The sequence below is a fragment of the Deinococcus cellulosilyticus NBRC 106333 = KACC 11606 genome (genome assembly GCF_007990775.1).
Classification (GTDB): domain Bacteria; phylum Deinococcota; class Deinococci; order Deinococcales; family Deinococcaceae; genus Deinococcus_C; species Deinococcus_C cellulosilyticus.
In genome coordinates this window covers 66,870-89,807 of record NZ_BJXB01000011.1, presented here as the reverse complement: position 1 = coordinate 89,807, position 22,938 = coordinate 66,870, and the positions used below count along the sequence as shown (strand labels likewise).

The window sequence follows — 22,938 nt, the reverse complement described above, 5'->3', positions numbered from 1 at the left end:
TCTAAATTTTTGTGTCCACACAGTCCCCTGAACCTCCAGGGGACTGTTGCTTTGGTTTTTTATCCAGTGGCCTCTGCAGAATGGACCACCATCAAGAGATCCTGGCATCCATCCCAGACCTTCAAGGTTCCTTGCTCCACCAGCAAAGAAAGCTGTGCTTTAAAAGCATCGAAGCCTTCTGTGCCCTCAAGATGTTCCAGAGACCTCCACATCATCCACGGAACAATCAGATCGTGTCGGTCACCTTCCACGCTCAACCAGTCCCACGCCACCACCTGACCTTCCAGCAGAGCAGTACACCCCAGACCGTGAAAGTGGAACTCCAGACCTTCAAGCTCTCCGTGGGCCGGAAAAGCCTCCCCTGCGTTTTCTGGTGAAATGTGGGCGCTGTATGCAAGCTGCAGCCTGTGAATCACCTCTCTGATTCGGTTCTGATACAGACTGTAAAGCTGCATGAAGTCCGCTTCTGGCGTCATCTTTGATAAGGTCCCGCATAATTCCTGAGGGCCAGTGCTCCCATCAGATAAAACACCGCACTGAGGCCCATAAAAGCCAGCAGGTACACCACATTGCTGTAATTCAGGGCCGCAAAAAGGGCTGGAACGGCTGGAGCACTTCCCAGACGGATGGCCACCGTGAGGGCACTTTTGAAGGAGGCCTCTTCCTGATAAGCCCGTCCAGCCATGCCCAGCACGGCTCCGGACAGCACCACACTGAGGCCCATCCAGATCCAGAAATACAGGGGTTCCCAGGTGTGCCGCAGAAACAGCACGCCAAGCAGGGCAATGGGAACGATCAGCACCAGAAAGGCCAGCAGGTACACGGTGCGCAAAATGGGCAGGGCCTGTTCTCTGGAGGGCTTTCCTTTTGCTGCCCTGAGCTGTTCAACCAGACGCATTTACACCAGACTCAGGACAGGCAGGGCTTCGGGCTGTGCAGAGGCCTCTTCAATCTGCACGGGGGTTCCGAATTCGATTTCCTTGCGCAACACAGCAAGGCAGGTGTCTCCCAGGCTGATGCCCGTGGTGCCCACCACTTTTCCGTCCAGGGTGATGTCGGCAAAGCTGGGGATGTCCTCGCCGCGCAGGCGGACCAGATGGTTGCGGGCATTGCCCCTGGCCTCGATGCGGGCCATGATCTCCTGCCCGATGTAACAGCCTTTCTGGTAGCTGACCGCAAATTCCATCCCGCACTCCTGGGGCAGGTATCCGGTGAACCCATCGATGTAGGCGTCTGGAATGCCTGCCAGGATGCGTTCCATCTGCAATTCTTCCCAGGCGGCCTCTTCCAGCTTGATGAAATCATGGAAGTCCAGCACCTTGCTGCGCAGCAGATGGATGTCCAGACCCACCTGCTCGCTCCTGCGGATGCGGGACACCAGCACCGTGAAATCCTCTTCCCACTGGATGTGCTGGGTGTCCGGTCCTTCCCTGTTCCAGCCCGGCAATTCTCCCTCGGGATCATCGCCCCACATGTGGAAGGTGGCGAGGGTTTCTGTGGTGTCTTCGATGTCCACCTGATCGAAAATGATGTATTTCCTGAAGCGTGCCGCCAGAATGGCCGCCTCATTCTCGGGCAGGTGCACATACAGGTCGCTGTCACGGCGGTACACCTGGGCCACGTGCTCAATCTGCCCTTTGACATTCAGAAACAGGGAGGGAACCCGCCCGGGGGTGGGGGCATTTTTCAGATGCCCGGTCATCTGGCCGGTCAGGAAATCCAGCCGGTCCGCTCCGGTCACACGCAGGCTTGAACTGGGAATGCGGGTATAACGTACCATGAAATCAAGAATACGCCCTTTCTCCTGCGTCAAGCGTTCAATACTCCACAAAGGGGGTCCCCATGGAAAAACTCCGTCAACCCAGCCTGCTCCGCATCCAGATTCTGGGCGGCCTGTGGGTGCTGATGCTCCTTGTTCTGCTGTTCAGCCTGCTTCAGACCGGTGTCGATGTCAACATCCTGCTTGCCAGCCATTTTGTGCGCATGACCTACCTGAATGCCCTGGTGCTCTCTGCCCTGATGGCCGCCTACATCGTGATCCAGCACAACAACTGGCTGCGTTTCCCTTTTGCTGCACTGACCCTGTTTTTTGGTGCTTTTGCCCTGCTGCCCTACCTGGTGATCCGGGACCTGATGCACCTCAGGGATCAGAAGCCTGCCCCTCCTCGCTGAGCAGGGTGCTTTTGCGTTTGGCCTGGTACATGGCCTGATCGGCCACATGGTACAGGGCATCTTCGGTTCTGGCCTCCTGGGGAAAGAGGGCCACCCCGGAATTCACCCGCACCGGAAAATGCACAAAGCGGTGTCTGAGGGTGTCTTGCACCTTCAGGACGATCCGTTCCACCACAGAGCCATCTGCCAGGGTCAGCAGGGCAAATTCATCCCCTCCCAGGCGGTAGGCTTTGCCCATGCCACGTGAATGCATGCGAAGGGACTCTGCGACAGCAGCCAGAACCTCATCTCCAGTCTGGTGCCCGTGGGTGTCGTTGATCTGTTTGAACTGCTGGATGTCCACAATCACCAGTGCAAATGGGCTTCCGGCAGTGATCCGCTCATCAATGTCATGCATGAAGGCCCGGCGGTTCCCAAGGTCGGTCAGGGCATCGGTGTGGGCCAGTTCATTCAGGTCATGCCAGAGTTCAGCGTTGGAGATGGCAAACCCCAGGTGCTTGGCGAGGAGTTCGGCAAAATGCAGGTCTTCCTCATCAAAGAAGTTGCCTTCGTAGGACTGCCAGGACAGGGCACCCACCGTGCCCTTCTGGGTGCGAAAGGGCACCCCAAGCCACGAGCGGGTGGTCAGGGCAGACACCTCGGTGAAAGTCGAGCGCACCACGAAATTGCGGGTCCGCAGGAAAGACTGGAAATCTCCGGTCAGGATGGTCTCTCCGCGCAGCACACACTCAACCAGACCGTCTTCTCTTCGGGGACTGGTGAGCTGGGTGTGAATCCCTTCCTCAAGCACCTCGATGTTGAGGAGGCCAGGGTGTTTCTGGTTGATGAGCGCAATCAGCATGATCGGAACCCGTGCCACACGGTGGGCCAGCTGGTACGTGCTTTTGATGATTTCCGAAGTGGTCTTGTCGTCAGAGATCAGCTCAAGAATTTCGAAGATGGCCTGGTAACGGGCGATGCGTTGCTCGGTCATGCGCTGTGGTGCCCCTCGTTGCGAAGTAATTCAGCTTAACATGGTCTGAAAGATTTTCATGTGTTGAGGGGCCGAGAGCCGACGGCCCTTGGCATCTCAAGATTTGAATAATGGAACCGCTTCAACGTAGAATACCTTCTGTAAGGAGACAAACCATGAAGAAACTGCTGTTCGCGTTCAGCGCGCTCGCCAGTCTGACCTGTGCCCTGGCCCAGTCCCTGCCTGAGGGCACGGCCAGAGTCCACTACTTCCGTCCTGATGGGAACTATGAAGGGTGGGGACTGCACGCCTGGGAAGATGCCGATGTGACTGTCAGCTGGGACAAGCCCCTCCAGCAGACGGGCAAAGATGCATTTGGTGTTTACTTTGATGTCAAGCTGAAAAATGATGCCAGAAAACTGGGTTTCATTGTGCACAAGGGGGATGACAAAGATCCCGGTCCAGACCAGTTTCTGGACCTGACCCAGAGCAAAGAGGCCTGGATTGTGTCGGGCAGCAGCAAGGTCAATGTCACCCTGCCTGACACCGGACAGCCCAAAGTGAATCCCAACGCCAGACCCGCTCCTGCACAGCCGGACAACACCCTGCGCATCCATTACAACCGTCCGGATGCCGTGTATGAGGGATGGGGACTGCACCTGTGGGAGGATGCTGCCGTGTCCGTTGAGTGGACCAAACCTTTTGCACAGACCGGAATCACCGATTATGGGGCTTTCTGGGATGTGCCCCTGAAAAACGACGCTGCAAAAGTTGGATTCATTGTGCACAAGGGAGACGACAAGGACCCCGGCCCGGACATGATGTGGGACAAGAGCCTGCCCAGAGAACTGTGGCTGGTTTCCGGTTCCAGCAAGCTCTTCACCGAGAAGCCCGACCTCAGCAGGCAGGCTGTGGGGGACCTCTCGAAACAGCAGGCCCACTGGCTCACAAAAGACATGATTGCGATCAAGGCAGGCAGTGTCAAAGAAGGAGCCAAATACCTTCTGAATTTCGACATCAATGCAGGCCTGAAGCTGTCTGCAGATGGGGTCGAGGGGGGTCGCAACATCGAACTGGATTTCGTGTCCAGGGGCCTCAGTGAGGTGCTGGCCCAGAAATTCCCCCACCTGAGGGAGTATGCCGTTCTGAAGATCAAAGAGCGGGACCTCAGCAAGATCCCCAACATTCTGGCCGGTCAGGTTGCCGTTTCGGTGATTGGCACCGACAAAAAGCCCATTGATGCCACCGGAGTGCAAACATACGGCGTTCTGGACGACATGTATGCCTACTTTGGCACGCTCGGGGCCACTTTTGACAAGAGCAACATCAACCTGAAGCTGTGGGCCCCCACCGCCCAGTCGGTGAAGCTCTTCTTGTACAACAACGCCAACGATGCGGACCCTGCCGACCAGATCGAGCCCAGCTTCAACAATGGGGTGTGGAGCACCACCATCCCCAGCAAGTGGAAAAACAAGTTCTACCTGTACCAGGTGAGTGTGTTTCACCCCATGACTGGAAAAATCGAGACCAGTCTGGTCACCGATCCCTACTCTGTGGCCCTGTCCCTGAACAGCAAAAAAAGCTGGCTGATGGACCTCAATGATCCCGCCACCCAGCCTGCAGGATGGGCAGCCCTGAAAAAACCTGCGCTGGACAGACCCACCGACCTCTCCATCTACGAGCTGCATGTGCGGGATTTCAGTGCTGCGGATGCCACCGTTCCGGCCAACACCAGAGGCACCTATCTGGCCTTCACCCAGCAGAACTCTGCAGGCATGAAGCACCTGAAATCGCTGGCGGCTGCAGGCCTGAAAGCCATCCACCTGCTGCCCACCTTCGACATTGCCACCATCAATGAGAACAAACCAGACTGGAAAACCACCCCCGACCTGACTGTGTTTGGTCCTGCCGACACCCGACAGCAGGAAGAGGTCAGCAAGATCAAGGAGCAAGACGCCTTCAACTGGGGCTATGATCCCTACCATTACATGGTTCCAGAAGGCTCTTACGCAGTGAGCCCCACCAACCGCACAAAAGAGTACCGCCAGATGGTGATGGGCCTCAACCAGGCAGGCCTGCGGGTCATTCAGGACGTGGTGTTCAACCACACCAATGCTGCAGGCATGGCAGAAAAATCCGTGCTGGACAGGATCGTTCCCGGGTATTACCACCGTCTGAACCTGGATGGAGGCGTGGAGAACTCCACCTGCTGCGCCAACACCGCCACCGAGCACAAGATGATGGAAAAACTGATGCTCGACAGCGTGGTGTTCTGGGCGAAAGCCTACAAGGTGGACGGCTTCCGTTTCGACCTGATGGGTCACCACATGCTGCAGGACATGAAGAACGTGCGCAAGGCCCTGGACGCCCTGACCCTGGCAAAAGACGGGGTGGACGGCAAGAAGATCTACGTCTATGGCGAAGGCTGGGATTTCGGTGAGGTGCAGGGCGGCAAACGGGGCGTGAATGCCACCCAGCTCAACCTGTACGGGACAGGCATCGGCAGCTTCAATGACCGCATCCGGGACGCACTGCGCGGCGGAAGCCCCTTCACCGACCCGCGTGAACAGGGCTTTGCCACCGGACTGCTGACCTCCTTCAATGGCTTTGGCGTGACCGCCGGGCAGCAGGACCGCCTGAAAAACCTCACCGACCTGCTGAAAGTGGGCATCTCGGGCAACCTGAGGGACTTCACCTTCAAGAACGCCGCTGGAGAGACCGTCAAAGGCAGCCAGGTGCTGTACAACGGCAACAGTGCTGCAGGGTATGCCGCAAACCCCGATGAGGACATCAATTACGTCAGTGCCCACGACAACGAGACGCTCTTTGATGCCATCCAGTGGAAAGCCCCTGCGAATGCAGATCTCAACACCCGTGTGCGCATGAACAACCTCTCCCTCAGCGTGATCATGCTCTCCCAGGGCATTCCCTTCTTCCATGCCGGAGATGACCTGCTGCGCAGCAAGTCGCTGGACCGCGACAGCTACAACTCCGGGGACTGGTTCAACCGTCTGGACTTCAGTTACCAGGAGAGTGGCTGGGGTGCAGGCCTGCCTGTGGCCGAGAAAAACCAGGACAAGTGGGACCTGATGCGTCCTCTCCTCTCCAACCCTGCCCTCAAACCCGCCAGCAACCACATCCTGCGGGCCAGGGACCACTTCCAGGACCTCCTGAGGGTGCGTTACAGCTCTGACCTGTTCAGGCTTGCCACCGCCAGAGAGGTGCAGTCCGCCCTCAGCTTCCTGGAAACCCCCGAGAGCGTGCTGGCCTACACCCTGACAGGCAAGACCAGTGCCAGCAATCCTTACAGCAAGATTGTGGTGGTCTTCAATGCCAGCCCCAGCATGCAGAGCGTGCAGACCGGTGTTTCTGGCCTGACCCTGCATCCGGTGCTGCAGAAGAGCACCGACAGCACCCTCAAGCTGGTGCAGGTGAGTGGAACCCAGGTGAATGTGCCGGCCTGGACCACGGCTGTACTTGTGAAGTAGACAGTTCACAGACATGCAAAAGCATGTGGTGATTCGCGAGTAAAAAAACTTACTGCCCAGAGTGGCTTCCTCTTCTATCCTGGGAGGAAGCCGCTTCTTAAATACACCTTCAGGACATGAGCCAAAGCGTTCTGAACTGTCAACTGTGAACTGTCAACTGTCTACTGTTGAGAAATCTGTTGGATTTTTCGGGTTACAATTTAAATCAAGTTCACTTACAGAACAAATGTCTGGCCCACAGACGCTGGACACATGACATCCAGGCACCAGAGGAGGCTTCACTTGATTCCCTTCCACAAAAATCCACTTGGACTTCCCAGGGTTTCTTCCACACTCCGGCAGATGCTGCAGGGGGTGCAGGGCTGGATGTTCCTGGTGTCTCCCGAGGGCAGGGTGCTGCAGGTCAGCGAGACCGCCATTCAGGACCTGAAACTGGGCGAGCGCCTTTCCGGGATGCCCCTGCAGGACCTCGGTTGCTGGACAGCAGACAGCAGACAGCGGCTGTCCCAGCTGTTCAGCCAGCCCCTTTCTGGAGGACAGGAATTGCATCTGGAACTGGTGGGGCATGCACGCATCCCGTTCACACTGACGCCGATTCAGGGGGCCACCGGGAAAACCACCAGTGTGATCCTTGAAGCACACCCCCGCATGGATGGAAGTGCCATTCAGGGTGTCCTGGAACATGCCCAGACGGCCCTCGCGGTGGTGGATGCACAGGAACAACTGGTGTGGGGGAACCGCAGGCTCTCACAACTTCTGGGGGTTCCCCATGAGGACCTGACGCAGGTGAACCTGCCGAAGGTGGTGGGCCTGAGCCTCGAAGATGACACCCTGAACGACCTGCAATTTCACACCAAATGGCTGCGTGAAGACGGTCAGGCCGTCTGGATTGCGGTGGGGGTCAGTCAGGTGACGCTGGAAGACAGCACCACTTACACCCTGCTTGAGCTGCAGGACGCCACCTCCGAACTCGCCATGCGACAGGAACTTGAGGGCATGAAAAGCCAGCTGGAATTTGCCCTGGAGAGCAGTGGGGTGGGCACCTGGGAGTGGGAGGTGCAGCACAACACCCTCAAGTGGGATGCCCGCATGTGCGAGATGTACGGGATTCGCAGCGAGGAATTCACCGGGCATTTCGAGGACTGGCCCCGTCTGGTGCACCCGGAGGACAGTGCCAAGGTGGTGGGTTTCACCTTCCAGACCCTGAACGGACAGGCCCACGAGGCCGAGTTCAGGATTCTCTTGCCCGATGGATCGGTGCGGCACACCAAGGTGGTGGCCCACCCGATCAAAGACGAGGCCGGGCATCCCCTGAAAATCATGGGCACCAGCTGGGACATCACCCGCGAGAAACGCATCGAGCTGGACCTGCGCGAGGCACACCGCATCGCCCAGATTGGCAGCTGGAAGTGGGATCTGGTGCACCGCACCCTGGACTGGTCTGAGGATTTTCGTCGCATGCTGGGGTACACCTCTGAGGGGCCTGCTCCCGATGTGGAAACGCTCACTTCCCTGCTGACCCCCCACAGCCTGCAGGCCCTGCAGGAAAAATTCAGTGAAACTGTGCTCACACAGGACGATTTCGCACTGGACCTTGAACTGAGCAGCAAAAGCAAGGCCCGCTGGATTCACCTGCGGGGCCGCGCCGCCCAGAACCGCGAAGGGCAGGTGGTGATGATCTACGGCACGGGTCAGGACATCTCCGAGAGCAAGACCGCCCGTGAGGAACTGCTGGCCCTGTCCAACCGCCTCTTGCTCGCCACAGAAGCCGGAGGGATTGGCATCTGGGAGTGGGACAGCGAAAGCATGTGCATCGAGATGGACCGCAAGATGACCGACCTGATGCACCTTGCCGACCCCACCCAGAGCACCCAGGATGTGTACCGCCTGATTCACGAGCGCATCCACAACGATGACCAGCCTCTGCTGGAAGAATTTTTCCGCTCGGTGGCCGAAGGAAGGCAGCAGGGACAGAACATCCTGCATGCCGACTTCCGGGTGCTCCTGCCCCGTGGGAAGGTGCGGGTGCTGCGCTCCCATGCCAAAGTTCTCCCTGGACCCACACCCGAGACCTTCCGCATGCTGGGAACTGCCTGGGACATCACCGACCAGAAAACCACCGAGCACCTGATCCGCCACCAGGCCAACCACGACGCCCTCACCGACCTGCCGAACCGACGCCTCTTTTTCGAGCTTTTGTCGCAGGAGATCAAGAACACCCACCGGACCGACCAGAATTGTGCGGTGCTGTTCATCGACCTGGACCGCTTCAAGGAAGTGAATGACACCTACGGGCACCAGGCCGGAGATGAACTTCTGAAGGAGGTCGCCAACCGCCTTAAAATGTGCACCCGGGCCAGCGATGTGCTCGCCCGGCTTTCCGGGGATGAGTTCGTGATCATGCTGACCCACCTCACCGAGATCACACCAGCCGCCATGATTGCCGAGCGCATCCTGGCGATCCTGTCCCACCCGGTGCGAATTGGCAAGGAGAACCTGACCATCACGGCCAGCATTGGAATCGCAGTCTATCCAGAAGATGCCGACGATGCCAACAAATTGCTGGTCTACGCAGATCAGGCCATGTACAACGCCAAGAACGACGGCAAGAACCGCTACGCCTTCTTCCAGAAGGCCATGCAGGACCAGGCCGTCGAGAAACGCACCCTCACCATTGAGCTGGGACAGGCCATCCGCAGAAATGAGCTGGAGATGTACTACCAGCCCATTCTGGACCTGAATTCACACCGCATCGTCAAGGCGGAAGCCCTTTTGCGCTGGAAGCATCCCGAGAAAGGGTTCATCAGTCCAGCGGTCTTCATTCCCATTGCCGAGGAAAGCGACCTGATCCACGCCCTGGGAGACTGGGTGTTCCGGGCAGTGATTCAGCAGATCAAACAGTGGAATGCCCAGCATCTGGAGCCCATCGATGTCTCTGTGAATGTGTCTGCCAAGCAGTTCTTGCAGAAGGGCACGATGGAGCGTTTCATGGGGTACATCCAGGAGGCAGGCATCCTACCAGAGCGTCTGATCATTGAGATCACCGAGAGTGTCTTCCTGCAGGACGCCTTCGAGATTGCAGAACAGTTCCGGCTGATTCAGGAGGCAGGCATCCGTCTGGCCCTTGATGACTTCGGGACCGGGTACTCCAGCCTGAACTACCTGACCCGCTTTGACACCCGCTTCATCAAGATTGACCGTTCCTTCGTCAAGAACCTCACCGAGGACACCTCAAGCCCCATCATCGATGCCATCATCGCCATGAGCCACCAGCTCGGGAAAACGGTGATTGCCGAGGGGGTGGAGACCAAACAGCAGGTGGAGTGGCTCAAAGCCCGCGATTGCGATTACGTGCAAGGGTATTACTATGCCCGGCCCATGCCTGCACCTGACTTTGTGAAGTTCGTGCATGAGTTCCTGCAACAGGGGAATCCAGAAACACCCTGAAAAACCTACAGGAAAACATCCACCCGTCTCGGCAGGGGTGGATGTTCCGGGTATGTTTCAAAAAAGGGGGAGAAAACCAGCTGAAAATGCAAAGGGTTTGAATGACTTGATGGTACCAGACCCCTCTGAAGCACCCCTGAAATCTCAGGTTGAGCAAACCTTCAGGATGCTGGTTCTGAATGACACAAAGCCACCTGCACGTTCTTTTTAAGCAGCTATCATGAACGACCCGTAAACTGCTAGCTATGAAGAAAGCACTTGCTGTAGCCGTGGTCGCCTTCCTCAGTGTGCAGGGTTCCTCTGCCCTGGCGGCCTCTGACACCTTTACTCCTGCCAAAAGTCCTGAACTGCTCAAGGACATGGTGCTGTACCCTGGCGCATTCCGCCTGACCGATGCCAAAGAGAAAGCTGCTGTGGATGCCTCTGTGGCAAAGCTCTTCAATGCCGTGAAGATCAAATGCACCACCATTGAAGACATTTTCTGGGGCAGCAAAATTGACCGCAACAAGATTGCAGCAGGCTTTGAGCTGGAAGCGAAAAAACTGAAGTACAACTACAGCGTGGTGCAAAAGCTCAAGACGGGCAGCATCATCAAGATCTCGGCCAACAACCAGGACGTGTATGGCCTGTGGAACTTCACCAAAAAGACCACCATGTTCTCCCTCTGCAAATGAATCTGCAAACAGGCAGGTGAACCCTGAAAGACCCCGAGGCTTTCGGGGTCTTTTTGATTGGGAAAGCCTTAGGGTCTCCTTGCCCAAATCTCACCCCCATCTTCAATGATGAGAACATGGATCAGAATCGAAATAAACATCTGGAATTGCTGGCCCCTGAACGCATTATTGATCTGGCGGACCAGGGCTTTGTCCTGGAACTTGATGCACCCATGATGGTCATCACACGTGACCTTGGGGGCACCATCACCACCCAGATTTACCCGGACCAGTACGAGGCCCTCAAAAGGGTGCTGCAGATGGAAGCAGGCTTTGTACACCAGTACTGGGAAGAAGACACCTGGAAGGCCGGGGACCGCCTCACCCTGGATGCCCCAGAACTCTCAGACAGGACCAACGAACAGGGCATGCATCCGGTGGTCCTGCACTTCAACCGCATCATTCATTGATTTTGCAGCCGGGTCCCGGGCTTTCAGAGCCCGGTTTTTTTGTTTCAAACCGTCTGCAGTGTGTCAGAATGCAAGCCAGAAAACCATGCTCAGAAACAATTCAGGAGGTCTCAGACAGGACTCAGGCTTTTTCAGTGAACTTTCAGTCCCTCGCAGTAACCTGAAATCAGAAAGGAGGGGCACATGTTATTCCTCATCTCACTTTTGATTGGCTTACTGATCGGAACCCTATTTCTGGGCGCAGCCCTCTTGATGGACCGCACACTGCAAAAACCATTTCAGGACATGCACGACCTCTCTGATGCCTCTCCTTTTCCCCTCAGCACCACCCGCTGAAGGTTGTTTCTCCTCTGGGCCCCTGTCTTGCTGGCAGGGTTTTTTTATGGCTGCACCTAAAGAAACAACCGGAACCTTTCGATTCCGGATGCTTCTTTCACAGTCTTTTGTGGTGGGCGATACGTGATTTGAACACGTGACCCCTCGCGTGTGAAGCGAGTGCTCTACCGCTGAGCTAACCGCCCCCAAAATGGGCCCTACAGGATTTGAACCTGTAACCAATCGGTTATGAGCCGACTGCTCTGACCGTTGAGCTAAGAGCCCCCGTCATGTCTGTCGGTGCTCGCAGGCGAAAACCAAAGTAGCATCAAAATGAAAAAATGTCAATCTTTTCCCGGACTCGCCTGCAGGAGACCAGAACACTGCCCAGGGAATGCACGCATCCGACTTTGCAGATGTAACGTTTCAAACTTGGTTTTTGCTCATGTTTGGCGTACCCTGACTAGAAGTTGCCCAACATCCGGGCCACCCCCAGAAGCGAGGATGAATGATGCCGCATTCTAAATTGCACGTCCTGCACGTCTCCACCGAGGTGTTTCCCTTTTCAAGAACCGGAGGTCTGGCCGATGTCGCCGGAGCCCTCCCTTACGCCCTGCAGAAACACGGGCATGAATCCAGCACCCTGAGCCCCTGGTACGAGACCCTCAACACCCCCACAGCCCCCGAGGTGATCAAGACCTTCCACGTGTACGGAATTGGTGATGTGGTGCTTGGGCGGGTGGAACTCGATGGGGTAAACCATTACTTCCTCAATTTCCCCCTGGTCCACACCCCCAAACTCTATGGGTACGAGAACGACCCTGAGCGTTTCGCCCGCTTCTGTCTGGCCGCCATGCATGCCCTGCTGCACCTGCCCCATGTGGATGTGCTGCACGCCCATGACTGGGGTGCAGGCCTGCTGCCCGCCATGATCCAGTACGCTGCGCCCCACCCCAGGCTTCACGGCATCAGCACGGCCTTCACCATCCACAACCTGCAACACCAGGGCCGCTGGAGCCCTCAGGATGTGCTGTCCTGGACCCACCTGCCCTCTTATCTGGTTCACCCGGATGGAATCGAATTCTTCGGAGATGTGAATTACATCAAGTCTGGGATTCGCTATGCCGATGTGGTCACCACCGTGTCCCCCACCTACGCCCAGGAAATCACCACCCCCACTTACGGAGAAGGGCTGGAAGGCATCCTCAGGCAGAGCCAGTACCAGGGCAAACTGCGCGGCATCCTCAACGGCCTCGACACCGAACGCTGGGACCCCAGGGTGGACCCGGACATCATCCAGTTTGGCGATTACGCAGGAAAACAGGCCGCCACCAAAGCCCTGCGCGAAGAATTCAACTTCGATGACAAACCCATCCTGGCTGCAGTCACCCGGCTTGCCACCCAGAAAGGTCTGGACCTGATCCTGCCCTTCCTGAAGGAAGTCCTGGAAGACTGGAACGTGCTGATCCTCGGAGGAGGAGACGCCAACCTGGAAGGCATCTTCACCGTGCTGGATGAGCATGTCCCTTCCTTCAAGTTCCGCACGGGCATGCAGGAAGCCCTCTCACACCGCATCTACGCCGGGGCAGACGCCTTCCTGATGCCCAGCCGTTTCGAGCCCTGCGGTCTGAGCCAGATGATCAGCATGCGCTACGGGACCCTGCCCATCGTGCGCGACACTGGAGGGCTCCATGACACCGTGCCCCCTCACATCGGCTTCCGCTTCCGGGACGCCACCCCACAGGCCCTCAGGAATGTCCTCAAAGAAGCCCGTGGAGTCTACGAGGACCGCCAGGCCTGGGCCCACCGGGTGCAGGAAGGCATGAAGCAGGACTTCTCCTGGGAGAAGGCCGCTGCAGAGTACATTGCACTGTACCGGACACTGCTGGAAGATTGAACAACAAAAGCGATAGGAGGGGAGGGCCAGTGGCCCTCCCCTCCTATCGCTTCTCTCAGAACAGGTCGACAAAAGCCTTCGTGAAGGCAGGCAGATCATCGGCGTGCTGGGCCGTGACCAGATTTCCATCGGTGACCACCCGTTCATCAAGGTAGTTTGCACCCGCATTCACCAGATCCTCTTTGATGGAACTGAACCCGGTGAGCGTGCGGCCTTTGACCACCCCTGCACTGATCAGGGCCCACCCGGCGTGACAGATGGCCCCGAGGGGTTTCCTCTGGGCATCGATCTCGCGAATCAGGTCGGTCATGGCTTTGACCCGGCGGATGCGGTCTGGCGCAAAACCCCCGGGAACAATCAGACCCACCAGATCATCGGCGTTCACATCCGAGGCAGCAATGGTGGCGTCCATGCTGTAAGGGGTCTTGCCGTGGTAGGCAGCCACTTTGGGGCCGATCACCACCACACCAAAACCGGCTTCCTGCACACGGTAATAAGGGTAAATGACTTCGCGTTCGTCAAAGTAGTCTTCGAGCAAGAGACCAATCATTTTCATAGAGGACAGTTTACCGGACAGCCATGAGGAGAAAACCAAAGCCCTAGACGCACCTACTCCCCGGTGGTCTCCAGTTCCTCCAGAAAATCCAGCACCGCCCCATTGAACCCCTCAGGGTCCAGCAGGTTGCTGAGGTGCGCGGTCTTCAGCTTCACAAGTTTGCCTTTTGTGACCTCGGCAAGGTCTTTCATGGCTTCCAGGGGGATCAGGGTGTCTTCGCTTCCTGCAATGACCAGCACAGGGATCTGAAGCTTCGAGAGCACCTCACGGGAGTCAGGACGGTCTGCCATGGCCTTTTGTGCTGCAGCCACCCCTTCAGGGCTTGCCTGCAGAATCATGGTTTTCACACTGTCCTGAATGTCTTCTGGCGCATCCTTGCCTATGAGTCCTTGAAGCATGGCCTGTGGAAGGAACTCCACGCCCTCTTTGAGCACCTTTTCGGCCATGTTCAGGCGGTTTTGCCGGGCCTCCGGGGTGTCCTGCCCCATCCGGGTGTTGGCAAAAATGGCTCCCCTGAAGCGTTCGGGGGCCAGATCCAGCAGGCGCATCAGCAGGTACCCACCCATGCTGAGCCCCAGCCCCACAATCCCCTCTTCTGGCAGGGTCTTCAGCAGTTGCTGGGCGTAACCATCCAGACTTTCTATGGTTTCTTCCTGACCTCCAAAGCCCGGGTAATCAGGAGCACAAATTTCCTCTCCGGCATCGTAAAGTTCCTGCTGCAAAAGCGAGTACATCTGGCTGTTCAGTGGGAAAGCATGCAAGAGCAGAATCATGTTTAGAGTGTACAGTTCACAGTTTTCAGTTCACAGTTTTCAGTTCACAGTTCGTGGCTGCTGGTTAAAGTTGAGGAAAACCAGAAACATTCCTTTTCCTAAAACCCACCCCTGCTGTTCAAGCTGTGCCCTCGGCTCTTGGCTCTCGGCCCTCGGCCTCTGAACAGAAAGAGGACATCCAAACTGTTCACTGGGGGCAGCAGACTGTAAACTCTTCCCATGTCGGCTTTTGCCCTGAGTGTGATTCTCGTTTCCCCCAAGACCCCTGGCAACATCGGCTCCGCTGCACGGGCCATGAAGAACATGGGGGCTGCCGATCTGCGCATTGTGGCCCCCAGATGCAACGTTCTGGACAGCGAAGCCCTGGCTTTCAGTGTGCATGCCGAGGACCTGATCCGTCAGGCCCCCATCGTGGACACGCTGGAGGAGGCCATTTCAGACCTGGATTTCGTGATGGGCACCACCGCCCGCCAGCGGGACGACCTCCCAGAACCCATTTTTCCCTCAGAAGTGAAAACGTTACTCTCCTCATACCAGAAAGTGGGGATTGTCTTTGGCAGAGAAGAATCGGGCCTCACCACCGAAGAACTCGCCCGCTGCCAATCCATCCTGCGCATCCCCACCTCGGACTACGCTTCCCTGAACCTGGCCCAGGCGGTGCTCCTGTGCTGTTACGAACTGATGCAAGCAGACCGCAGCTCTGGTGCCCCTGTCACCCAGCCTGCAGAGGCCACAGAGATTGCTCCGCGTGAGCAGATGGAACGCTTTTATGAGCAGCTTGAAGACTTCCTCCTGAAAGTCCAGTACACCGACAAACCCCGCGTGAAGCACAAGATGCGTCAGATGCGCAAAGTCTTCGATCAGGCCCGCATGAACGAAGAACAGATCCGCATGCTGCGGGGGCTCTGGGCACAGGCCCTCTGGGCAGCGAAGACCAAGAAGTTTGTGATTGAGGATTGAGATTTGATGCCGAGAGCCGAGAGCATCGTGATTCCAGCCCAGCTTCTCTGTCGATGTCAACCACCAAAAACGGCAATCAGAGCAAACACTTCCTGAATCCAGCGAAAGCTTAAGCTTTCTTTTGCCCTCGGCCCTCGGCACTGGGCCCTCGGCCTCCCGAAGGGAGCACCCATGACCATGAAACCCCTGGATTTCCTGCACCCGGCCAGTGAACCTGAACAGCTGTCCCGCAGTGTGCGGATGGCCCGCAATGTGATGCCGCCCCTGATTCTGGTGACCGTGCTGGGGTTTGAAACCCTGATGCGCCTGTGGGTGGAGCCCCATGCCACCATCGCCCGCCTGTTGTTCTATGGCGGGGTGGGGCCGCTGGCCACGTACTTCACCATTGCCTGGATTCTGGAGGGGATCAAGGTGCGGGCCCGCATGGAACTGGAACAGGCACGGCTGTACAAGGAGCTTGACACCGTGCAGGTGCTGATCAAACGCCTTGCGGAAGCCAGTGACCTTGAGGAGGTGCTGGATGTGGCTGCACGCGGACTGGTGCAGGCCTCTGGAGCAAGGTCTGGAATGCTGATCCTTTCCGGGAATGTTTTCCGGGTGGTGGAAGAAAACGGCAGCGTGCACAGCAACCCTGACACGTTCCCCACCGACATCCCCAGAACGATTGAGCATCGGGGAGCAGAAAACGGCATTCTGCTGGCAGTGCCCTTCTACTCCTCAGGCAGTCTGGTGGGAGGGGCCTACCTGAAATTCAACCTGGAGATGACCAGCGAACAGCGCACCCTGGTGGAGGCCCTCTCTGGAGAAGTGGGAACGGCCATCGAGGCTGCACAGCAGCGCACCCGCGACCTGATGACCCTCTATCAGGTGGATGAGTCCATCCGGGCCGAGCGCAACATGAACCGGCTGCTGGAAAGCGTGCTCACCCGCATGATGGAGCGCAGCGGTGCAGAAGCAGGTTTTGCCTATCTGGTGGACCAGGACAGTGTGCTCCGTCTGGTGTGGGCCAGGGACTTCAACGGCCAGATCCACCAGGGCGGAGCGGTCAGCACCTTTGCCAGAAATGTGGCCGAGGCCCGCACCCCCCTGATGACCCGGGATGCCCCCTCCGAAACCATGCTGAGCCGGGCAAGCCACGCCATTGGGGTGCCCATGCTGGAAGGAGAGCATCTGGAAGGCGTGCTGGTGCTTGCCTACCAGCACAACACCCCGCTGGAGGGACCCGGAGTGCAACTCCTGGCCCTGATGGCCAATCAGGCGACCCTTGCCGTGCGCAACGCCCGTGCCTACCTCTACTCTGAAGAGCTGGCCATCAACGAGGAGCGCAACCGCATTGCCCGTGAAATTCACGACGGCATTGCCCAGAGCCTCGCTTTCACCGCAATCAAACTGGATCTGGCAGAACGCCTGCTGGAACGGGACCCCGAAAAAGCCCGCAACGAGATCGTGCTCTCCAAACAGACCCTGCGCGAGCAGATCAAGGAGGTGCGGCGCAGCATCTTTGCCCTCAGGCCCATTGATCTGGAACGTTTCGGGCTGGTTGAAACCGTCAAGAAATACGTTTCGGACTTCGGAGAGCAGCACAACATCCTCACCGACCTGAACGTGCAGGGCGAGGTGCCGCTCTCCCCCAGCGATGAAGCGGTGATCTTCCGCATTCTGCAAGAAAGCCTGAACAACGTCGCCAAGCACTCCCAGGCCAAAAGGGTGTGGGTTTCACTGGTGGCAGGAGAAGCGGTCACCCTGATGGTCGGAGATGACGGCAAAGGCTTCGATCCCGATCTGGTCGGTGAACGGGTCACCACCGCCGGAGGTCTGGGCCTCAAACAGATGAAAGAACGCATCGAGGCCAGAGGGGGCAGTTACCACATCGACAGCCAGATCGGGCAGGGCACCACGGTGACGGTGACGCTGCCTGCGGGGTAAGATCCCCCTGCTTCAAAAGCAGGCCTCTGGCACTGCTTTGAGGCTGTCCCCCTTAACGAAAGGAGACCTGGCATGCGTCCCTTTAAGGGGGGACAGCCTGGAGCATCAGCGACAGGCAGGGGGGATCTGAAACACACCCACCCTCCAATTCACAGGTTATATTGATCCCAATGAGCCACATCACTTTCCTGAAATCTCTGCTGGAGGCCGCAGGGCCCACCGGTTATGAAGAGCGTGCTGCATCCGTGTGGCTCGCTGAGGCTGCCACCTTTGCCGACCAGACCTACAAGGACAGGTATGGAAACAGTTTTGCCGTCCTGAATCCAGACGCAAAGACCACCATCATGCTCTCCGGACACATCGACGAGATCGGGGTCATTGTGACCCACGTGGACAGTGACGGCCTGATCTACTTCCAGGGCCTCGGAGGCTGGGACCCGCAGGTGCTGGTGGGGCAACGCATCCGCCTGATGGCCGAAGAGGGAGACATTCTGGCGGTGGTCGGCAAGAAAGCCATTCACCTGATGGATTCCGATGAGCGCTCCAAGGCCAGCAAAATTGATGACCTGTGGCTGGATGCTGCCCTCCCTGCAGAGGAAGTCAAAACCCGCGTGAAGGTGGGCACTGCAGGCCGCATCGAGCAGCCTGTGCTGTTCTCCGGGCGCAAGATCATCAGCCCTGCCCTCGACAACCGCATCGGGGCCTACGTGGTGCTCGAAGCATTGAAACGCATGAAGGAACTGGGTTTCAAGGAGCGTGTGGTGGCCGTGGCCAGCAGCCAGGAGGAAATCGGGGCCTGGGGTGCCCGCGTGGCCGCCCACAGCCTGAATCCCGATCTGGCACTCACCGTGGACCTGTGCTTCGAAAGCAAGGCTCCGGGCATCAATGTGAAGAAACTGGGCGAAAGTGAATTCGGCAGTGGAACCGCCATCACGGTGGGGCCGTTCATCCACCCGGCAGTGGCAAAAGGCCTGCAGGACGCTGCAACCCAGCACAAACTCAAATACACCCTGAATGCCGCCAAGAACCACACTGCAACAGATGCCGATGAAATCCACCTGATCCGCAGCGGTGTCCCCGGAGCGGTCCTCAGCATCCCCTCCAGATACATGCACTCTCCCAACGAAATTGTGGATCTGGACGATGTGGACAACACCATCGAACTGATGGCGCAATACGTGCTGGGGATTCAGGATTACCGTTTTATCCGGTGAACCTCCTGTTGGGGCACTGAAGGCAGATCCCCCTGCTTCTCGCAAGCTCGAAGCTGTCCCCCTTTACCGAAGGGGGGACAGCCTTGGGGTGCAAAGCACCCTTCAAGGCAGGGGGGATCTTTCCTCAGCATCCCCAACCAACATTCGTCCCCCACCCATGTGCTAGGCTAAACGCTGTGAAAGATGTCAAGCCCGTGGTGGGCGAGTCCCAGGAGAAACCCCGGCAGGTCCAGGAGATGTTCAGCAGCATCGCGCCCCGTTACGACCTGCTCAACCGCCTGATGAGTCTGGGTGTCGATCAGTCGTGGCGCAAAACCGCCACCCAGCTGGCCCTGCAGAACCGTCCTGCCAGCGTGCTGGATGTGGCCACGGGAACGGCAGACTTTGCCCTGATGCTCAAAAAAGCCCTCCCCAGTGTTCAGGTCACAGGCTCTGATTTTGTCCCTGCCATGCTGGAAGTGGGCCGCCTGAAAGCGAAACAGCAGCACATCGACATCACCCTTGAAGAAGGGGATGCCCTGAATTTGCCTTATGCAGACAACAGTTTTGATGCCCTGACCTGCGCTTTTGGTTTCCGCAACTTTGCCAATTACGAGCGTGGTCTGCAGGAGTTCCACCGGGTCCTGAAACCCGGAGGCCGCGCAGTCATCCTGGAGTTTCCCCCACCCCAACCCGGATTTTTTGGGATGCTGGTCCGGTTCTACTTCCGCACGGTGCTGCCCACCCTGGGTTCCCTGGTGTCTGGCAAGAAAAACGCCTACACCTACCTCCCCGAGTCCATCATGGCCTTCCCTGAGCCTGAGAAACTGCGCCGCATGATGGAAGAAGCGGGTTTTTCCACCTCTTATCAGGTGCTTTCCTTTGGATTGGCTGCGGTGCATGTGGGTGTGAAGAGATAGGCCGAGAAGCAAGAGCATATGGTGTGGTAGCCATAGCCGACTGTCAACAAACAAATGCAGATGCAAAAGCTTTTCAGACTTGCCCTCGGCTGCTTCACATTCCCCTGACCTGCCCTTGAACTGCAATTGACACCCTCCGGGAAAACTGGGTTCCGGAGGGATTTTTGATGCGCAAATTTGCTGTTTCACTGATGTTCATGCTGGGCCTGGCCCAGGCGACCACCCTGTCAGGTTACGCTGTGCTGCCTGCGGACACTTTCGCTGCGGGTCCTGCCAGTGGTGCGTTCAACGGTCAGGGTGTGCGTGGTGTGCCCCGCTTTCAGGGTCAACCTGTGCAGGGGTTCAGTGCCGTGCAGTTCTCGGGCACCTGCGGAACCTATCTGGCGATGCCTGACAATGGGTTTGGCAGCAAACCCAACAGTGCCGACTACCTGCTGCGCCTGTACGCAGTGACACCCACCTTCAAGACCTCCCCTGCCGCCCAGGGCAGTGTCAAGGTCGGGGATTTCATTCAGCTGCGTGACCCTGACAAAAAAGTGCCCTTCCTGCTGGTGAATGAGAACACTCCAGAACGCCTGCTCACCGGAGCAGATTTTGACATCGAGTCTTTTGTGCAGGACAACAATGGGGACATCTGGATCGGGGATGAGTTCGGTCCTTATCTGCTGCACTTTGATGCCACTGGAAAACTGCTGGAGGCCCCTTTCAAGGTCCCCACTTTTGCCCAGGGCAGCGATCCCAGCAAGGACTTCGTGATGAGCCCTCAGAATCCTGCTGTGCTGGCTGCAAGTCCAGCACCTGGTCAACCCAGCCTTGCCAACCTGGCTTCCTCTGGCGGTTTTGAAGGCATGGCGATCAATGCCTCCAGAACCAGACTGTATGCCCTGCTGGAAAAAACAGTGGTTGGAGATGGCGAATACGACCTGCGCATCTACGAGTTTGATCTGGCCAGCAAAACCTTCACGGGCAAGATCCACACCTACACCAAGGAAGAGCCCGGTTATGCCATTGGCGACATGGCCGTGATCAACGACAATGAATTCCTGGTGATCGAGCGGGACAACAAATCGGGTTCAGATGCCGCCTTCAAGCAGATCTTCAGGATCAACCTGACCGATCTGGATGCCGAGGGCAAGCTGAACAAGCAGGACATCGTGGACCTGATGAACATCCGTGACCCCCAGAACCTCGCGGGTTTCGGTGAGACTTTCACTTTTCCCTTTGTGACCATTGAGGATGTGCTGGTCATCAACCCCACCACCCTGCTGGTGATGAACGACAACAACTATGACGGCAAAGGAGGCCGTGGCCCGGACATCAAGGACCCCAATGAGTTCCTGTGGCTCACCCTGGATCAGCCGCTGAACGTGGCTACAGGTGTCGGTCAACCTGAAAACTGCAAGTAACGTTCAAAGATCTTCAGGCAGAAGTCCTTCCAGAGGGCTTCTGCTTTTATGTTGTGAAGTGGTGCTGCACCATTTGCTGGAATTTTGATCATCAGGGGGGTGGCAGCCTCACAGGGCTTTCCTATACTGGGAAGATGCATCCCATCAAGGTCAGTCTGCATGACACGTGGCTCAATCTGCATACCGAACCCAAGGGGGTCCGTCCGGTGGACCGCTACCAGCGCACAGGATTCGGTCTGTATGTGGCCCGTCCATTTCAGAACCATCCCAGAATCCGTTACTGGGAAGCCCACCTGATCCCTGAGCTGGGTCTGCAGGTGAATGTGTTCCATTACCATCCGGACTGCAAGGCCAGCCATGATTATTACCTGGATGTCATGCGGATCGAGCAGAAGGGCCACCAGTGGTGCACCGAGGATTACTACCTGGACCTGCTGGTGTACCAGGGCAGCCATGCCCGCATCCTGGACACCGACGAGTATCTGCACGCTGTGCAGGATGGCACCCTTTCTGCCGAGAATGCCGAGTTTGCCCTGATGACCGCCCACAAAACCCTCAACAACCTGGGGGCTTTTGGTTACGACATGGATGCCTGGCTGGCCTCCGAGGGCATTGAATTGTTCTGGAAACCTGAAGCCGTCACGTCCCGTTAAGCTTTCTGCCTTACCTGCACCCTATTCAACTGGCGGATCAACAAGACTTTTTCCTTGCCAAGCTGCACACATGGCGGGTTAGAATCTGCCCATGACGCAGTCGATCCGTAAAGCGGTGAAAGACACCCCGGCCTACCCTTTCCAAGCCATTGATGTGCCCGTCAAACTGGACCAGAACGAGAATCCTTATGATTTCCCGCTGGAACTGAAGAAAATGGTGGCAGAGCGCATGCTCTCCCTGCCTTTCAACCGTTACCCGGACCTGCACGCCGACCGCCTGAAGGTGGCGATTGGCAATTTTGAAAACTGGAATCCTGAGGGTGTGGTCGTGACCCCTGGAAGCAATGTGCTGCTGCACCAACTGACCTCTCTGGCAGGCCTGCGCCAGAAGGTCCTGACCGTGAAACCCACTTTTGCGGTGTACACCCTGGAAGCCAGCATTCTGGAATCCGACCTGACCCTGGTCCCATTGAATCCTGACTTCAGCCTGCCTGTGGAAGCCCTTAAGGCCGAACTGCAGAAGGGTGGCCCTGGTCTGTTTTACATCACCGAGCCCCACGCGCCCACCGGAAAACTGGACAGCGTGGAAGAAGTGGAAGCCCTGCTGGAAGTCGCAAAAGAGCATGGCTGGCTCAGCGTGATCGACGAGGCCTATTACCAGTTTGGTGGGAATGACTTCCGGTATGCCGTGGAGAAGTACGGCAATGTGATCATCACCCGCACCTTCTCCAAAGCCTGGGGTCTGGCCGGATTGCGTCTGGGTTACGCCCTGACCACTGTGGAACTCGCCACCGAACTCCAGAAGGTGATCTCTGCTTTCAACGTGAATGCCCTGACCACCCTGGCCGTGGAAGTGGCCCTGGAAAACCCGGGTTACGTGCAGAAAATTGCAGATGAGCAGTGCAGCGAACGGGACCGCATGATTGAGGCCCTGCAAAAACACCCCACCTGGAAGGTGTACCCCTCAAGCACCAACTTCTTCCTGATTCGCACCCCCAATGCCAGCGAAGCCTATCAGGGCCTGATTGACCATGGGGTGCTGGTGCGCAGGCAGGACAGTGGATTCATGCTGGAAGGAGTGTTGCGGGTTTCTGTGGGCAAACCTGAAGAGAATGACCGTTTTCTGGAGGCAGCAATGCAGATTCAGACCAGCTGAC

20 protein-coding genes and 2 tRNA genes are annotated in these 22,938 nt (G+C 57.4%); 14 read left to right on the top strand and 8 right to left on the bottom strand.

Going from position 1 to position 22,938, the window contains the following annotated elements; translation table 11 throughout:
- Positions 1 to 59: 59 nt before the first annotated feature.
- The 3 genes from DC3_RS13150 to ygfZ are packed head-to-tail and all read right to left on the bottom strand — an operon-like array spanning position 60 to position 1,780.
- Entirely contained in the window at positions 60 to 455 is a 396-nt protein-coding gene (locus DC3_RS13150; RefSeq protein ID WP_146885001.1) for a DUF6896 domain-containing protein, read from the bottom strand.
- 17 nt (positions 456 to 472) lie between these two features.
- Positions 473 to 898, bottom strand: coding sequence for a hypothetical protein (locus DC3_RS13145; RefSeq protein WP_146884999.1), 426 nt, complete (start codon positions 896 to 898; stop codon positions 473 to 475).
- Entirely contained in the window at positions 899 to 1,780 is an 882-nt protein-coding gene (gene ygfZ / locus DC3_RS13140) for a CAF17-like 4Fe-4S cluster assembly/insertion protein YgfZ (protein ID WP_146884998.1), read from the bottom strand. It abuts the gene before it with no gap.
- 62 nt (positions 1,781 to 1,842) lie between these two features.
- Between ygfZ and DC3_RS13135 the strand changes: the two genes are divergently transcribed.
- Positions 1,843 to 2,172, top strand: coding sequence for a hypothetical protein (locus DC3_RS13135; protein ID WP_146884996.1), 330 nt, complete (start codon positions 1,843 to 1,845; stop codon positions 2,170 to 2,172).
- On the opposite strand, the gene DC3_RS13130 is transcribed toward DC3_RS13135, so the two are convergent.
- A complete protein-coding gene (locus DC3_RS13130; RefSeq protein WP_146884994.1) occupies positions 2,141 to 3,145 on the bottom strand; it encodes a GGDEF domain-containing protein in 1,005 nt (334 codons plus the stop codon). The two genes, DC3_RS13135 and DC3_RS13130, sit on opposite strands and share 32 nt — an antisense overlap.
- A 155-nt stretch (positions 3,146 to 3,300) precedes the next feature.
- On the opposite strand from DC3_RS13130, the gene pulA reads away from it, so the two are divergent.
- The 5 genes from pulA (at position 3,301) to DC3_RS29155 (ending at position 11,518) form a co-directional block, all read left to right on the top strand.
- Positions 3,301 to 6,612 (top strand): pullulanase-type alpha-1,6-glucosidase, encoded by a 3,312-nt coding sequence (gene pulA, locus DC3_RS13125; protein WP_246130659.1) that lies wholly within the window; start codon positions 3,301 to 3,303, stop codon positions 6,610 to 6,612.
- Between the two features lie 282 nt (positions 6,613 to 6,894).
- Complete coding sequence (locus DC3_RS13120) at positions 6,895 to 10,059, top strand: bifunctional diguanylate cyclase/phosphodiesterase (protein ID WP_186816017.1); 3,165 nt, start codon at positions 6,895 to 6,897, stop codon at positions 10,057 to 10,059.
- A gap of 245 nt (positions 10,060 to 10,304) precedes the next feature.
- Positions 10,305 to 10,733, top strand: coding sequence for a hypothetical protein (locus DC3_RS13115; protein WP_146884988.1), 429 nt, complete (start codon positions 10,305 to 10,307; stop codon positions 10,731 to 10,733).
- 116 nt (positions 10,734 to 10,849) lie between these two features.
- On the top strand, positions 10,850 to 11,182 hold the full coding sequence (locus tag DC3_RS13110; protein WP_146884986.1) for a hypothetical protein: 333 nt from the start codon (positions 10,850 to 10,852) through the stop codon (positions 11,180 to 11,182).
- A gap of 183 nt (positions 11,183 to 11,365) precedes the next feature.
- Positions 11,366 to 11,518: a hypothetical protein gene (locus DC3_RS29155; protein WP_186816016.1), complete on the top strand. Its 153-nt coding sequence runs from the start codon at positions 11,366 to 11,368 to the stop codon at positions 11,516 to 11,518.
- 110 nt (positions 11,519 to 11,628) lie between these two features.
- Here the strand turns inward: DC3_RS29155 and DC3_RS13105 are convergent.
- Positions 11,629 to 11,703, bottom strand: a tRNA-Val gene (locus DC3_RS13105).
- Positions 11,704 to 11,709: 6 nt separating this feature from the next.
- Positions 11,710 to 11,782, bottom strand: a tRNA-Ile gene (locus DC3_RS13100).
- A gap of 223 nt (positions 11,783 to 12,005) precedes the next feature.
- Here DC3_RS13100 and DC3_RS13095 point away from each other — a divergent pair.
- Positions 12,006 to 13,394 carry a glycogen synthase gene (locus tag DC3_RS13095; RefSeq protein WP_246130658.1) on the top strand — a complete coding sequence of 463 codons (1,389 nt, stop codon included), beginning with the start codon at positions 12,006 to 12,008 and terminating at the stop codon, positions 13,392 to 13,394.
- Positions 13,395 to 13,449: 55 nt separating this feature from the next.
- Here DC3_RS13095 and DC3_RS13090 read toward each other — a convergent pair whose 3' ends face one another.
- The gene (locus tag DC3_RS13090; RefSeq protein ID WP_146884984.1) at positions 13,450 to 13,950 is read right to left on the bottom strand and encodes a type 1 glutamine amidotransferase domain-containing protein; all 501 of its coding nucleotides are present in this window, start codon (positions 13,948 to 13,950) and stop codon (positions 13,450 to 13,452) included.
- A gap of 53 nt (positions 13,951 to 14,003) precedes the next feature.
- Complete coding sequence (locus tag DC3_RS13085; RefSeq protein WP_146884982.1) at positions 14,004 to 14,723, bottom strand: alpha/beta fold hydrolase; 720 nt, start codon at positions 14,721 to 14,723, stop codon at positions 14,004 to 14,006.
- A gap of 219 nt (positions 14,724 to 14,942) precedes the next feature.
- Between DC3_RS13085 and DC3_RS13080 the strand changes: the two genes are divergently transcribed.
- The 7 genes from DC3_RS13080 to DC3_RS13050 all read left to right on the top strand — a co-directional run bounded on the left by DC3_RS13080 (position 14,943) and on the right by DC3_RS13050 (position 22,937).
- Positions 14,943 to 15,683: an RNA methyltransferase gene (locus DC3_RS13080; RefSeq protein WP_146884980.1), complete on the top strand. Its 741-nt coding sequence runs from the start codon at positions 14,943 to 14,945 to the stop codon at positions 15,681 to 15,683.
- 171 nt (positions 15,684 to 15,854) lie between these two features.
- Positions 15,855 to 17,609: a GAF domain-containing sensor histidine kinase gene (locus DC3_RS13075; protein WP_146884979.1), complete on the top strand. Its 1,755-nt coding sequence runs from the start codon at positions 15,855 to 15,857 to the stop codon at positions 17,607 to 17,609.
- Between the two features lie 170 nt (positions 17,610 to 17,779).
- Entirely contained in the window at positions 17,780 to 18,823 is a 1,044-nt protein-coding gene (locus DC3_RS13070) for a M20/M25/M40 family metallo-hydrolase (RefSeq protein WP_146884977.1), read from the top strand.
- Between the two features lie 176 nt (positions 18,824 to 18,999).
- The gene (gene ubiE / locus DC3_RS13065; RefSeq protein WP_146884975.1) at positions 19,000 to 19,722 is read left to right on the top strand and encodes a bifunctional demethylmenaquinone methyltransferase/2-methoxy-6-polyprenyl-1,4-benzoquinol methylase UbiE; all 723 of its coding nucleotides are present in this window, start codon (positions 19,000 to 19,002) and stop codon (positions 19,720 to 19,722) included.
- Positions 19,723 to 19,889: 167 nt separating this feature from the next.
- On the top strand, positions 19,890 to 21,128 hold the full coding sequence (locus DC3_RS13060; protein WP_222594759.1) for an esterase-like activity of phytase family protein: 1,239 nt from the start codon (positions 19,890 to 19,892) through the stop codon (positions 21,126 to 21,128).
- 134 nt (positions 21,129 to 21,262) lie between these two features.
- Positions 21,263 to 21,781 (top strand): DUF402 domain-containing protein, encoded by a 519-nt coding sequence (locus DC3_RS13055; protein ID WP_146884971.1) that lies wholly within the window; start codon positions 21,263 to 21,265, stop codon positions 21,779 to 21,781.
- A gap of 91 nt (positions 21,782 to 21,872) precedes the next feature.
- Positions 21,873 to 22,937, top strand: a complete 1,065-nt coding sequence (locus tag DC3_RS13050) for a pyridoxal phosphate-dependent aminotransferase (protein ID WP_146884969.1) — start codon at positions 21,873 to 21,875, stop codon at positions 22,935 to 22,937.
- The last annotated feature ends 1 nt before the right edge of the window (position 22,938 follow it).

What these genes read in the sequence shown, in the direction of transcription:
- DC3_RS13150 (WP_146885001.1), bottom strand. Translation starts at nt 455, where the DNA reads ATGCAGCTTTACAGTCTGTATCAGAACCGAATCAGAGAGGTGATTCAC.
- DC3_RS13145 (WP_146884999.1), bottom strand. Translation starts at nt 898, where the DNA reads ATGCGTCTGGTTGAACAGCTCAGGGCAGCAAAAGGAAAGCCCTCCAGA.
- ygfZ (WP_146884998.1), bottom strand. Translation starts at nt 1,780, where the DNA reads ATGGTACGTTATACCCGCATTCCCAGTTCAAGCCTGCGTGTGACCGGA.
- DC3_RS13135 (WP_146884996.1), top strand. Translation starts at nt 1,843, where the DNA reads ATGGAAAAACTCCGTCAACCCAGCCTGCTCCGCATCCAGATTCTGGGC.
- DC3_RS13130 (WP_146884994.1), bottom strand. Translation starts at nt 3,145, where the DNA reads ATGACCGAGCAACGCATCGCCCGTTACCAGGCCATCTTCGAAATTCTT.
- pulA (WP_246130659.1), top strand. Translation starts at nt 3,301, where the DNA reads ATGAAGAAACTGCTGTTCGCGTTCAGCGCGCTCGCCAGTCTGACCTGT.
- DC3_RS13115 (WP_146884988.1), top strand. Translation starts at nt 10,305, where the DNA reads ATGAAGAAAGCACTTGCTGTAGCCGTGGTCGCCTTCCTCAGTGTGCAG.
- DC3_RS13110 (WP_146884986.1), top strand. Translation starts at nt 10,850, where the DNA reads ATGGATCAGAATCGAAATAAACATCTGGAATTGCTGGCCCCTGAACGC.
- DC3_RS29155 (WP_186816016.1), top strand. Translation starts at nt 11,366, where the DNA reads ATGTTATTCCTCATCTCACTTTTGATTGGCTTACTGATCGGAACCCTA.
- DC3_RS13095 (WP_246130658.1), top strand. Translation starts at nt 12,006, where the DNA reads ATGATGCCGCATTCTAAATTGCACGTCCTGCACGTCTCCACCGAGGTG.
- DC3_RS13090 (WP_146884984.1), bottom strand. Translation starts at nt 13,950, where the DNA reads ATGAAAATGATTGGTCTCTTGCTCGAAGACTACTTTGACGAACGCGAA.
- DC3_RS13085 (WP_146884982.1), bottom strand. Translation starts at nt 14,723, where the DNA reads ATGATTCTGCTCTTGCATGCTTTCCCACTGAACAGCCAGATGTACTCG.
- DC3_RS13080 (WP_146884980.1), top strand. Translation starts at nt 14,943, where the DNA reads ATGTCGGCTTTTGCCCTGAGTGTGATTCTCGTTTCCCCCAAGACCCCT.
- DC3_RS13075 (WP_146884979.1), top strand. Translation starts at nt 15,855, where the DNA reads ATGACCATGAAACCCCTGGATTTCCTGCACCCGGCCAGTGAACCTGAA.
- DC3_RS13070 (WP_146884977.1), top strand. Translation starts at nt 17,780, where the DNA reads ATGAGCCACATCACTTTCCTGAAATCTCTGCTGGAGGCCGCAGGGCCC.
- DC3_RS13060 (WP_222594759.1), top strand. Translation starts at nt 19,890, where the DNA reads ATGCGCAAATTTGCTGTTTCACTGATGTTCATGCTGGGCCTGGCCCAG.
- DC3_RS13055 (WP_146884971.1), top strand. Translation starts at nt 21,263, where the DNA reads ATGCATCCCATCAAGGTCAGTCTGCATGACACGTGGCTCAATCTGCAT.
- DC3_RS13050 (WP_146884969.1), top strand. Translation starts at nt 21,873, where the DNA reads ATGACGCAGTCGATCCGTAAAGCGGTGAAAGACACCCCGGCCTACCCT.